Source organism: Peteryoungia algae (assembly GCF_030369675.1).
GTDB classification, from domain to species: Bacteria; Pseudomonadota; Alphaproteobacteria; order Rhizobiales; family Rhizobiaceae; genus Allorhizobium; species Allorhizobium algae.
The window spans coordinates 2,297,895-2,310,870 of the sequence record NZ_CP128477.1 but is presented as its reverse complement, the minus strand read 5'-3'; the positions used below and the strand labels follow the sequence as shown (position 1 = coordinate 2,310,870).

Sequence of the window (12,976 nt, the reverse complement as noted above, 5' to 3'; positions counted from 1 at the left end):
CCCGGTCGTTCGACCGACGGCAGTGCCCGACACCCTTGCGTTCTCATTCCGGCTTGCCCAACATTTGTGGCAGGCCCGTGAGCGACGCCATGCGGGAGCGGGACTAGTCTGCCCCCGTGTAGCTCGGCGTGATCGGCACAGCGCTTCCGCAAGTCTGCGACAAGGCCTTCACCTGCGACGGCCTCAATCAACCGAGCGTCACCTGCCCAAACCGCGGCCAGAACCGCCGATGTCAGCGGCTCCTTCACCTGCGCCATGTGCAAGAGCGCATGCAGCACGTCAGACAATCTCGTATCCTTGTTCATTGCCCGCCCCGATCCATGCGGATCAGATGCCCTCCGAATTCATGTATCTTCATTTGATACAAGATGAGGCGTCATGTTACGAAACTTCAACTGATACATAAGGATATTGTTCATGAGCGGCGATCCCAATCCATTCCTCAAGCCGGCGGCCGTAAGCGACTATGTCCGCGAAACGCCGCTCAAGGTGCCAGGCTTCGCAGACCTGCACAAAATGGCGACGCTGCTTCTTGCCGAACATGCGTCGGGCGCCGCGGAAGTGCTGGTCGTGGGTGCCGGCGGCGGCCTGGAGATCAGGGCCATGGCAGAGATGCGCCCGGACTGGCGATTTACCGGCGTCGATCCTTCGCCCGCCATGCTGGATATCGCCCGCCAAACCACCGCGCTTTGGGCCGAGCGAACGCATCTTCTTCATGGCACTGCGGTCGATGCACCTGCTGGTCCTTTCGACGGGGCGGTGTGCCTCCTGACGCTGCACTTCCTCGAATGGCGCGAGCGGCTGGAGACGCTCAGGGAAATCCAAAAACGTCTCAAACCGGGCGGCGTTTTCGTTGCCGCCCATCACACCGGGATCGATGAACAAGCGGATCTCTGGCTGGAGAGATCTGCGACCTTCGCCAGGGGCCTGAACTTGGCGCCCGGTCAAGCGGCAGCCTCGGCCAAGGCGATGGCCGAGCGGCTGTCGCTGCTTTCGCCATTCCGGGAAGAGGCGTGTTTTCGCGAAGCCGGTTTCCAGCAGCCAAGCATGTTCTATGGCGCTTTTTCGTTTCGCGGCTGGGTGATGACGGCCTGATCATCCCTGCACCACCACGAGATGAGGGTCGCCGAGCCGTGATCGAAACCTGCAATTTCGCTTTCGAGCCGCCCGTAAAGGGGCAATATCGATCTGGTCGAAAAAGCAGCCCCTGTGCTGACGTGGTGAGCCTACAAAGCTTGGGACACCTCGTCGGTCTCCCAATTAGGCGCGAGAGCCTACTGTCAGCGGCCGTCAATCGTGGGAATATGCGGCACGGGCGCGCAGTATAGCCATGCGCTATTTCAACAATTCCCTCAGTCGGGGCGTTGCAAAGTCGAGGAATGTTCTGAGTTTCAGCGGCATCAGGCCTTCCGATAAGTGGAGGAGGTGAACCGATGAGGCCTTGGGTTCAAAATCCTCCAGCAATGGCACCAGCAAACCGGCATCGACGGCCCGTTTTGCCTGGTAGGCCATGACGCGGGTTATCCCGAGACCGGCCGCTGCAGCATCGACCGCCGCTTCTGCCGTGTTGACGGACAGGCGCGTCCGGATTGGCACTTCGATATGTTTTGCCCCGTCTCGGAACGTCCACAACCGTGTTGAAAGTACCCCTTTGAACGCAATGCAATCGTGGTCCTTGAGTTCGTCAGGGTTTGAAGGACGGGAGTGCCGCTTCAGATAGTCGGGATTGGCATAGGTCGTCGTGCGGATCGACCCCAGACGGATCGCAATCAGGCTGCTGTCCGGGAGCTCGCTGATGCGCAGCGCGATATCGATATGTTCGTCAGCTAGACTGATCGTTCGATCGCTCATCGTCAGGTGAATGTTGATCTCCGGAAAAGCCTTCAGGAAATCCGCGACGATTGGCAGCAAATGCAGGCGACCGAAGACAAGCGGCGCCGTCATGGTCAGGTCTCCCTTCAGCGCAACATATTCTCCGGATGCGCGCCGTTCCGCTTCTTCTACTCGCTCGAGAATTTCGCGCGTCGCAGCGACGTAGCTCTCCCCTGCCTCAGTGAGCAGGATCCGGCGGCTGGTGCGGGTCATCAGGCGAACGCCGAGATGCGCCTCCAGCTCGGCGATCTTGCGGCTGACCGTCGGTAGGGGCGTGTGCAATGCGCGCGACGCAGCGGAAAGGCTGCCATGTTCCACCACAGCCAGCAGAACCGCCATGGCATCAAGCCGATCCATAGTTGCCTTCCATAAAACGAGAGGTTGGTTTCAGAAATAACGCCCTACTACAAAAAATTGGATGTCGCTAGATTTCTCCCATCGCCGGATGATTGTGTCCGGATCTCAAGGGAGCCAGCGATGAAACTCTATCACTTTCCACTTTCGGGCCATGCGCACCGCGCTCGCCTCTTCCTTTCTCTGCTCAATGTGAAAGCTGAGATTATCGACCTTGATCTGGCGCACGGCGAGCACAAGACGCCGGAATTCCTGAAGCTTAACCCGTTCGGCCAGGTGCCGGTGCTGGAAGATGGCGATGTCGTTGTCAATGATTCCAATGCTATCCTTGTCTATGTCGCCAGGAAGCTTGGCCGCACAGATTGGCTGCCGGATGATCTGGCTTCTATCGCGAAGATCCAGAAGTGGCTTTCCGTGGCGGCCGGAGAAATTGCATATGGCCCGTGCGCGGCACGACTGATTACAGTCTTCGGCGCAGATTTCCGCGCCGATGAGGTGATTGCACGCGCTCAGCGGGTTCTTGCCCTCATCAATGCCGAACTTGAAAATCACCCCTTCATCATCGGCAACACGCCGACAATCGCAGATGTCGCGCTCTACAGCTATATCGCCGGCGCTCCGGAAGGCAATGTCGACCTGGCACCGCACCCGCATGTTCGCCATTGGTTGGCGCGGATCGAAGCCTTGCCCGGTTTCATCGCTCTGCCAAAAACGGCAGTCGGCCTCGCAGCCTGAGATAATCTCGCGGTCGCGGCTTTGGTCACGGCCGCCGTCTCACAGGACATTCAAATGTCTGCTGAAAAAGCCTTACCACCGTCACCATGGCATGCGGGCGAATTGCAGTTGCAACAGCACGCCGGTGTGATCGAGCAGATGGACCCAGTCGGGCGCAGGGTCTTGCGAACCTTCCTGATCGATCAGCACCGGGATTTCTATCCGCTGTTGCCGTTCATCGTCATCGGCTCTGTCGATGGCGATGGCAGGCCATGGGCTACGATCCGCAGCGGAAGGCCAGGCTTTCTGCATTCGCCCGACCCTCTCACACTGGACATCGAGGCCGCCAGCGATCCTGATGATCCCGCCGAAGCCGGGCTCATCGACGGGGAACCGATCGGTCTGGTGGGCGTCGATCTCATCACGCGCCGGCGCAATCGGTTGAACGGTACCGTTGTCCGCAGCGGCAATGACCGGTTTTCCGTTTCCGTCGGGCAGAGCTTTGGCAATTGTCCGCGCTACATCCAAAATCGGCAATTCAGCTTTGTGCGCGATCCGGCGACCCCGGCGCGCTCCGACGTGATGGTTTCAGATCGTCTGGGCGCAGATGAACGGGCTATCATCGAAGCTTCCGACACCTTTTTTGTTGCGTCTTATGTGGAGCGCAACGGGGAAGGACGGCAGGTGGATGTCTCCCATCGGGGTGGCAGACCCGGTTTCGTTCGCGTCGATGCCGATGGTGGCCTGACCGTGCCGGATTTCAATGGAAACCTGTTCTTCAACACGCTCGGCAATTTCGTCATCAATCCGCGCGCCGGACTTCTGTTTGTTGATCATGCGACGGGGGACATGCTGCAGATTGCCGGCACTGTCGAAATCATACTGGATTCACCCGAAATTGCCGCCTTCGAGGGCGCCGAACGTCTCTGGCGCGTGATGCCGGAGAAGGTCGTTCTGCGCAGAGATGCATTGCCGCTGCGATGGAGCCTTCTCGAAGACGGCATGTCACCGAGCAGCCTGATGACGGGAGGATGGAGGGAGGCAGCAAGGCGCCTCGAGATCGTGGCCAAGCCAAAGACATGGAGGCGCTTCCGCCTGCAGAGGGCGATCCAGGAAAGCTCAACCATCCGTTCGCTTCACCTTGCACCGGTCGATGAAGAGGCGCTCATTCCGCACCTTGCAGGCCAGCATTTGCCGATCAGGATCAAGGAGGGGGAGGGCTCGCTCCGCCGCAGCTATACGATATCCAGTGGTCCAGCGGATGGCTTCTACAGACTGAGCGTGAAGCGTGAGGGGCGGGCATCCACGCTCCTGCATACAATGCAGGAAGGCGACGAGATCGAGGCACTCGCACCGGCCGGAGCATTCACCATCGACGCATTGGAACGCAACCGACCGGCCGTTCTCCTTGCGGCAGGCATCGGCATTACGCCGTTGCTGTCCATGCTGCGCCATATCGTCCAGACGGGCGACAGGACGCGCTATCGCCGGCCGGTCTGGCTGTTCCGGTCATCGCGCATTTCTGCCGAAAGAGCGTTTGATCGCGAAATCGTCGAACTGGTCGCGCGCAGCGAAGGGACGGTTCGCGATGTCAGGGTGCTCGGAGCGCCTGATGAAGACGACGAGGGCCTTTTTGATACAGCCGGTCGGATCGACATGACGCTGTTGAAGGCCCATCTGCCATCTGGCGACCATGATTTCTACATCTGCGGACCGGCATCCTTCATGCAGTCAATGTATGACGGATTGCGCCAACTGAACGTCGCTGACGACCATGTTCATGCGGAGGCGTTCGGCCCTTCCGGCCTGAAGCGCGATCCCGGCATTTGCCTGTCCTCGCAGCCGCCCAGGCCCGCAGCTCAGGCGCCGACCCGCGTCGTCTTCACACGATCGCGAAAAGAGGCGCTCTGGACGCCAGGCGGCGGATCCTTGCTGGACCTCGCCGAGCAGTGTGGCCTCACTCCGCATCATGGCTGCCGGGCCGGCAGTTGCGGCGATTGCCGAACCAGGATTGTCAAGGGCGACGTCAGTTATCGATCAGCGCCTGGCCATGCCGTAGCAGACGGCGAGGCACTGATCTGCTGTTCGGTCCCGGCACAAACGGAGGAGGATTTGGAGCTCGAATTGTGAGGGCTGGTCAGATCGCTGCTCGCGTTTGCCCCTTCCAGATCGTCTGCTGAAAGAGTGCGACGGTGGCGTTTCGGTGTCCTCGGCTCCGGTCTTTGGTGCTCAGTACGACGGTTGATATTTTGATCATTTGCTGAAACTTTGTGCTCTCAATTCATCGGGGGCGCCATCTTGCAGTTCTTACGTTCACTTGGGCCGGCAGTGCCAGGCACTGCTCCGGTGGAGGCGTTTCGCGCCGGTTTCGGCGCTTTTATCGGTCTGGGGATCACCGGTCTTTGCTTGCTTTCCACCGGCGTTGATCTCGAATATGGCCTGTATCTTGTTGCTCCCCTGGGGGCGAGCGCTGTGCTCCTGTTTGCAGTTCCCAACAGTCCTCTCGCTCAGCCCTGGTCTGCGGTCGTCGGCAATACGGCGGCGGCTCTCGTCAGCGTCGCAGTCTCACTGGTCGTTCACGAACCAACCTTGAGGATTGCCCTTGCTGTTGCGCTGGCGATTGTCGTGACATTCATGTTGAGGGCGGTCCATCCACCTGCGGGTGCCGTTGCGATGACGGCGGCAATGAGCCCGGACGCGGTGGAGCATCTCGGCTTCTGGTTTGCACTTGCGCCGATTGCAACGGGGACTGCCAGTCTTGTCCTGATTGCCGTCGCCTATGCCAGACTGACGGGGCGTCGCTATCCGTTCCGTCAATTCGAACAACAGAACAGATATGGCACCGGTGATCGCGTTCCGGCCGAACGGCTCGGGCTTTCCGAGACCGAGTTGAGCGATATCCTTCAGCGCTACCGGCAGTCATTCAATCTTGGCGTTGAGGACCTGGCACGCCTTATCGGCGCGGCCGAGCTCCAGGCAGCCGCACACCAGACCGGCGCTCCGACGGCGGGCGCCATCATGTCGACCAACTTGATAACGGTAAGAGCGGACACAGCGCTTGGCGAGGTTGCCGATCTCTTCAGGCGCCATCGTTTTACATCGCTTCCCGTGGTCGATGAAAAGCAGCGGTTTCTTGGTGTCATTTTCCAGATACATCTGATCAGTCGTGCAAGAGACGATGCGCTGCGCCTCGATCGGGGCCTGATGCCGGCTCTGCGTCGGCTGATCGACCCTGAAAGAGACAAGCCGGTCCTGGCAATCGACGTCATGAGCGTCACGGTGCCTCGCGCCATAGCCACGACACCCTTGGGTGCATTGCTGCCGTTGATGGGGGATACGGATGTCGATGCGGTGCCGGTTCTGGAATACGGAAAGCTCATCGGCATTGTCACCAGAACCGACCTCATTGCAGCAATGGCGCGGGAAATTGCCAGAGCAGCAGATTGATCGCATCTGCAGTGTCTGGAGCAAGCCGACTATTTCCACGTCTCCGCGCAGATTTGATTATTCAGTATGATCACCCCAAGGTGATCGCCTTGCTTCAACCGTATCGACAGCGATGCGGGGAAAGAGGAGTCTATTTTCCAGGTGCATGTGCGGCACGAGATCGTCGGCGAATTTCTTGGCGCCTGTACAAAGCGCGCGCCATGAATTGCAGGCGTCATCCGGAAGTTGCTGCCGAAGAAGGCCCGTGAGCGGATAGATGCAGCCGTTGCGGCTGCGCAGTAAAATCATCCGCTGGTGCATGTTTCTTGGCCGCCGCCGGGGTGTTGATCCCCGGCGGCGTCGCTATTCGTGAACCGTTTCGATGGTCGGTCGTCACACCTGTCAGATCCCGCCATCCGCCAGAAGGCCGCCATTCGCCCGATCGATTGCGTCGCGCAACCCGTCGAGCGGAGATGCGCTTGGAACCTCTCAGCCTTCCAACTTGTCCGGCACCTTCCGGCCAGGATTGATCCCGTGCCTGTCGGGTATTTCGTGCGCGATGCTCATGTGTCGGTCAATACAGGTTGCCTTGCCGCGCAGGAAATCGCGCGTGTGTGGGCCCAGCTCGACTCGGGGCCCCAAAAACCGGCAGCAGGCCAATCATGCACTATCGAAACATCGGAAATCGACCTAGATTAAGTAGGGGATTCAAAATTAGCCTAGGAAAATGAAGTTGACCAACATACCTCCCTCCCTCAACGAGGAGACGCGCCTACAGGCTCTGCACGACCTTGAGGTGCTGGATAGCGCGTCGGAACGGGAGTTTGATGCCCTGGTCAAGGCGGCCGGGCTGGTGTGCGGTACACCTGTCTCCCTGATCAGCCTGGTCGATCAAGACCGGCAGTGGTTCAAGGCCAATGTAGGTCTCCCGGGCGTCACGGAAACCTCTCGAGACCTGTCGTTCTGTGCGCATGCCATGCAGCAAAATGCGCTGATGGAAGTCGAGGACGCTACACAGGATACGAGATTTTCTGACAATCCGCTCGTTACCGGTGACCCCAAGATCCGATTTTATGCGGGTGTACCACTTGCGCTGACAAACGGACAAAGCGTCGGCGCATTATGCGTTATCGATCATAAGCCCCGGAAGCTGACGCAGCATCAGCGCGATGTGCTGAACCAACTCGGCTACACGGCAGCGCGGGCACTTGAAGCCCGTGTCGCTGTCAAGAACGAGAATTACCTGCGTCTCGTTGAGTCGAGAGCGGCGTCGATACTCCAGAGCAGCCCCGACGCGATCGTGGCGATCGGTCTGGACGGCTTGATACAGCATGCCAATGAGGCAGCGGAACTGCTGTTTGCGTGCTCTCGTGACAGTCTGATCGGCCAGCCTATTGCTCGATTTGTGCCCGCCGGGTTCGAGGATGGAGGGATGCTCGACGCGACGGCCTGGTTGCAGCGGGAGGCCGGGAAATTGGCGGAATGCACCGGCTTGCGTGCGGATGGGACCGCGTTTCCCGCTTCGATCGCAATCGGTCCAATTCTGTCGAAGCTCGGCGAAATCGTTGGCCTGACTGCGATCATTCGAGACATCGGCGATCTGGTGATGGCCCGGAAAAAGGCGTCCGACAACGAGGAACGCGTTCGGCGACTGTATGAGACTACTCCGGCGATGATGCATTCCATAGATGCCAGCGGGCGGTTGCTGAGTGTCAGTGATCGGTGGCTGGAGGTTCTGGGCTATCGCCGTGACGATGTGATCGGTCGTCTCTCGTCGGAATTCCTGACTGCGCAGTCGCGCATCAAGGCGCGCACCGTACTTCCCGAGTTCTTTCGAACCGGCCATTGCGAACAAGTCGAATATCAAATGGTCAGCAGCCGGGGTGAGGTCATAGACGTGCTGGTGTCGGCGACCCTTGAACGAGACGTTGAAGGTCGGCCACTTCGTTCAATGGCGATCATTGAAGACGTTACCCTTCGCCTTCGGGCGGAGCGAAGCCTCGCCGATGAAAGGGAACGTCTCGCCAACATTATTGCAGGCACGCGGGCCGGAACCTGGGAATGGAATGTTCAGACAGGAGAAGCGCGCTTCAACGAACGGTGGGCCGAAATCATCGGTTACACGCTCGATGAGCTCCAGCCCGTGTCCATCGACACGTGGATGAAGCACGGCCATCCCGACGATCTCTTGTCCTCGGGCGAACACCTGCAAGAGCACTTCGATGGCAAATCGCCCGCTTACGAATTTGAAGCACGGCTCCGCCACAAGGATGGACATTGGGTCTGGGTTCTTGACCGCGGAAAGGTGATCACCTGGACAGATGACGGTAAGCCGGAGTGGATGTTCGGCACGCATCAGGACATCACGCTTCGAAAAACCCAGGAAGATATGCTTCGCAAGAATCAGATTTTCCTCGACCGGACCGGCAAGGTGGCCGGAGTCGGTGGCTGGGAGGTCAATCTTCAAACCGGCGATATCGTCTGGTCCGACGAGACCTGTCGTATCCACGGTGTTGAGCCGGGATATGTGCCGACGATGGATGAGGCAATTGCCTTTTATGCCCCTGAGGCCAGGCCCCTGGTCCAGGAGGCGGTCAGCAAGAGCATGGCCACGGGCGAGGGCTGGGATCTTGAATTGCCATTTATCAAACTTGGCGGGGAGCGAATTTGGGTTCGCGCCGTGGGCTCGGTCGAATTCCAGGGAGACAAGCCGGTCCGCATCAGCGGTGCCTTCCAGGATATCTCGGAAAGAGTTCGCCAGCGTATGGCATTGGAACGCCTCAACGAGCAAATGGCTGCCGCCACGGAGAACGGCCGTATCGGCATATGGGATGCCGATCTTGCAAGTGGGCGGACCTATTACTCCGATATGTGGTGCGAGTTGTTGGGTTACTCGCGTGAGGAGTTCGGGGATGCCATCGACAACTGGTTGGAGCTGGTTCATCCCGATGATCGGGAAAGAGCAAAAACTGCCGATCGCGACCACATCGCGGGAAAGACAGCGTTTTTCGAGGAGGAATTCCGCATGCGCCGCAAGGATGGCGGCTGGGTGTGGATACTTGACCGTGGCAGGGTCGTTGCACGGGACGACGACGGTAATCCAGTCAGGATGATCGGAACTCACGTCGACATAACGCGGCGAAAGATGGAAGAAGAGGAGCGACGCCTTCTTGCCGATCGCATGGCAATCGCAACCGACAGCGGCGGCATCGGGATTTGGGACTACGACCTGGTCGGCGATACCGTCACGTGGGATCCATGGATGTACCGTCTGTTTGGTCTGCCGGAAAGGACGGGCGAGCGGGTTCCCGACCTATGGCGCCGGCACATCCACGAAGATGATTACGAGCGTATCGAAGGCGCTGTCTACAGAGCGATCAGAGACAAGTCGCCACTCAACGAAGAATACCGGATTATAAGGCCGGATCATTCGACCCACTATATCCGTATATCGGCAAAGATCATTGTCGACACATTGGGCAAGCCAATACGGTTGATCGGTGCTGCCTGGGATGTGACCAGTCAGCGAAAGCTAGCGATCGAGTTGTCGGAGCAACACGAACTGATGCGCGTCACCCTCCATTCGATTGGTGATGCTGTCATAACGACTGACGCGCTCGGCATTGTGCAGTGGCTCAACCCCGTAGCTGAACGTATGACCGGCTGGTCGGCTGCTGAAGCAAAGGGGCAACCAAGCAGTCTCGTGTTCAATGTGATCAATGAAGAAACGCGGCAAAGAGCTCCGGATCCCATTACAGCTTGTCTGCGTACTTTTGGCATCGTCGGTCTCGACGAGAATACGGTTCTCGTCGCCCGTGATGGAAGGGAATTTGGCATTGAAGATTCTGCTGCTCCCATCAGAAGGGCAGAGGGGGATGTGCTGGGTGCCGTACTCGTCTTCCACGACGTCAGCGAACAGCGGCGTCTTTCGCGTGAGATGCGCTACAGAGCAAGCCACGACCCCCTCACCGGCCTGATCAACCGCTCGGAGTTTGACAGACGGCTACAGACCGTTTTTGAAAAATCGCATTCTGACGGGTCTTCCAATTCGCTGCTCTATATCGATTTGGATCAATTCAAGATCGTCAACGATTCATGCGGTCATGCCGTCGGTGACGACTTGTTGAAACAGGTCAGCAAGCTTCTGGCCGGCGCCATCCGGTCGGGCGACACACTCGCTCGCCTGGGCGGTGACGAATTCGGCGTGATACTTGAATCGTGCTCGGTAGAAATGGCACAAAAAATCGCACAGTCGATGTGCGATCGGATGCGAGACTTCCGTTTTGTGCATGATGACAAAAGGTTTCGCGTCGGCACAAGCATCGGTCTTGTTCCAATCGACGGAACGATGCCTACTCTCGCCTCCATCCTGCAGGCCGCGGACAATACCTGTTATGCGGCCAAAGAGGCGGGGCGCAACCGTGTCCATGTCTGGATCGATACCGATCAGGCCATCGCGGCTCGATCCGGCGAGATGCGGTGGGCGTCGCGTATCGAGCGTGCGCTGGATGACAATCAGTTCGTGCTGTTCGCACAGAATATCAGGCCCATTCAAGGCAAGCTCGCCGGCCGACATCTTGAGCTCTTGATACGTATGAAGGATGAAGATGGCAGCTTGATTTCGCCATCTGCCTTTCTGCCATCTGCAGAACGGTTCAATCTTGCGACACGCTTGGATCAATGGGTGCTCAAACATGCGATCGATTGGATCAGGAGCCTGCCGCCGGCAACGGAGCTGGAGACAATCAGCGTCAATCTATCGGGGCATTCCATTGGTGATCGTTCGTTTCATCGGCAGGCCATTGCCATTCTCAAGGATGCCGGCGAGTCCGTTTGCCAACGACTTTGCTTTGAAATAACCGAGACCGCCGCCGTCACGAATATGGCGGATGCGACGACGTTCATAGATCAGGTTCGGAGGAGGGGCGTTCGGGTCGCTCTTGATGATTTCGGTGCAGGAGCGTCATCGTTCGGCTATCTGAAGCGCTTCCCCGTCGATTACCTTAAAATCGATGGACAGTTCATTCGCGATATTACGGAAGATCCGCTTAACGATGCAACGGTTCGCTGCTTCGTTGAAGTCGCACGCGTTTTGGGTATCAAGACGGTGGCCGAGTATGTTGAAAGCGCCGAGATACTCTCCAAGCTCGCCTCGATCGGTGTCGATTATGCCCAAGGCTTTCATATCCACAAGCCAGAGGCGATCTAGTGGAAGCTTTGAGCGCTTCTTGCGATGCTGATCACCTGCAATCCTGTCGTGTAATGGGATAGGCGGACCTTCTTGTTCCGTTCAAAGAGTGAATGCTGGCTCAGTCATTCGTGTCGCAAATGCACAACGCGCTGCGGGAACGGGATCTCGATGTTGTTCTGTTTCAGGATGTCCCAGATGGCAAACAGCACGTCGCTCTTGATATTGGCGACGCCCTCGGCAGGATCTCGAATCCAGAAGCGGAAGATGAAATCAAGCGAGGACTCGCCCATCGCGGAAAAATGCACGATGGGCGCCGGTTTGGCGAGGATGCGGCGATGCTTCACCAGTCCGGCTTCGATCAGCGACTTCACTTGATGCGGATCGGCATCATAACTCACGCCAAATGGCACCTCGATCCGCACATTCTGATCACTGTAGGACCAGTTCACGACCTCCTGACTGATCAATTGTTCGTTCGGGATCAGGTGTTCACGCCCGTCACGGGTGACCACGGACGTGTACCGGGTGTTCAACTGGTTGATCCAGCCGAACGTGTCGCCGAGCGAAATCACGTCTCCGGGCTTTATGGATTTGTCCATCAGCAGTGAAATTCCCGAGACAAAGTTCGAAACGCTTTTCTGCAAGCCAAATCCGATGCCGACACCGATAGCGCCCGAGAATACGGCGAAGGTCGTCAGATCGAGGCCAACGGCCCGCAATGCGATCATCACCGCAATGAAGAAGAAGACGATCCGCACCAGTTTGCCGATCAAAACCTTCATCGAGGGCGACAGTTCGGTCGATCGCCTCAGGGCCGTGTCCAGCAGATGGGCAGCAAATCCGACCGCCCAAAGAAGAAGGCCGAGCAGGATCACGGCCTTGATCAGTCGCAGCGCCGATAGGCGTGTGTCGCCAACCAAGATCGCCATGGTGTCGAGATAGACGGTCACGGCAGGCATCAACCGGAGGATCGACAATGCGGCAATGATCCAAAGCGAAATGGAAACGATCCGGAACACGAAGCGATTGCGGATAACACTTGCGAGGATATTGATCAGGATCCAGGCCGTCGCGAGTTTGGTAACGCTGCCCAGAAGAAGCGTGTTGCTGGTCCAGGTGATCTGGCGGAACGTTGTCCAGAACAACCAGACGACAACAAGGAAAATCAGTGGGGCGATACGCTCAACGATCCCCCGCTTGTAGGTCCTCAGCCAATGACCGTCGTCACCGTCCAGAAAAGCCTCGATACGACGTGACACTGCCCGTGTGAAGGTGAACGAACAGATGACCGCAAAGACGATCGCAAGACCCTGGTAAACGACCCAGGTTGCGGTCGCACGTGCAAAGAAGGCCCGCAACTGCTCGACCTGATCCGGAAACATGTCGATGTATGGCGCGAGAATCTCCATCTGGTCATCC

General features: G+C 58.2%; 7 protein-coding genes. 5 read left to right on the top strand and 2 right to left on the bottom strand.

Annotated elements, in window-relative coordinates; genetic code table 11:
• The first annotated feature begins 417 nt into the window (after positions 1-417).
• Positions 418-1,095 carry a class I SAM-dependent methyltransferase gene (locus tag QTL56_RS11160; protein WP_245135624.1) on the top strand — a complete coding sequence of 226 codons (678 nt, stop codon included), beginning with the start codon at positions 418-420 and terminating at the stop codon, positions 1,093-1,095.
• 240 nt (positions 1,096-1,335) lie between these two features.
• Here QTL56_RS11160 and QTL56_RS11155 read toward each other — a convergent pair whose 3' ends face one another.
• Complete coding sequence (locus tag QTL56_RS11155; RefSeq protein ID WP_229574899.1) at positions 1,336-2,229, bottom strand: LysR family transcriptional regulator; 894 nt, start codon at positions 2,227-2,229, stop codon at positions 1,336-1,338.
• A gap of 120 nt (positions 2,230-2,349) precedes the next feature.
• Between QTL56_RS11155 and QTL56_RS11150 the strand changes: the two genes are divergently transcribed.
• From QTL56_RS11150 to QTL56_RS11135, 4 genes are all read left to right on the top strand, one after another.
• Positions 2,350-2,961 (top strand): glutathione S-transferase family protein, encoded by a 612-nt coding sequence (locus QTL56_RS11150; RefSeq protein WP_229574968.1) that lies wholly within the window; start codon positions 2,350-2,352, stop codon positions 2,959-2,961.
• A gap of 54 nt (positions 2,962-3,015) precedes the next feature.
• Positions 3,016-5,070, top strand: a complete 2,055-nt coding sequence (locus tag QTL56_RS11145) for a 2Fe-2S iron-sulfur cluster-binding protein (protein ID WP_245135626.1) — start codon at positions 3,016-3,018, stop codon at positions 5,068-5,070.
• 168 nt (positions 5,071-5,238) lie between these two features.
• Entirely contained in the window at positions 5,239-6,387 is a 1,149-nt protein-coding gene (locus QTL56_RS11140) for an HPP family protein (RefSeq protein ID WP_245135628.1), read from the top strand.
• Positions 6,388-7,099: 712 nt separating this feature from the next.
• On the top strand, positions 7,100-11,575 hold the full coding sequence (locus QTL56_RS11135; RefSeq protein WP_245135630.1) for a PAS domain-containing protein: 4,476 nt from the start codon (positions 7,100-7,102) through the stop codon (positions 11,573-11,575).
• Positions 11,576-11,679: 104 nt separating this feature from the next.
• Here the strand turns inward: QTL56_RS11135 and QTL56_RS11130 are convergent, their stop codons facing one another.
• Positions 11,680-12,966, bottom strand: a complete 1,287-nt coding sequence (locus QTL56_RS11130) for a mechanosensitive ion channel family protein (protein WP_245135632.1) — start codon at positions 12,964-12,966, stop codon at positions 11,680-11,682.
• Positions 12,967-12,976: the final 10 nt, after the last annotated feature.

Bases quoted from the DNA above. Each gene is read 5' to 3' on its own strand.
- QTL56_RS11160 (WP_245135624.1), top strand. From the start codon at position 418: ATGAGCGGCGATCCCAATCCATTCCTCAAGCCGGCGGCCGTAAGCGAC.
- QTL56_RS11130 (WP_245135632.1), bottom strand. From the start codon at position 12,966: ATGGAGATTCTCGCGCCATACATCGACATGTTTCCGGATCAGGTCGAG.
- QTL56_RS11150 (WP_229574968.1), top strand. From the start codon at position 2,350: ATGAAACTCTATCACTTTCCACTTTCGGGCCATGCGCACCGCGCTCGC.
- QTL56_RS11155 (WP_229574899.1), bottom strand. From the start codon at position 2,229: ATGGATCGGCTTGATGCCATGGCGGTTCTGCTGGCTGTGGTGGAACAT.
- QTL56_RS11145 (WP_245135626.1), top strand. From the start codon at position 3,016: ATGTCTGCTGAAAAAGCCTTACCACCGTCACCATGGCATGCGGGCGAA.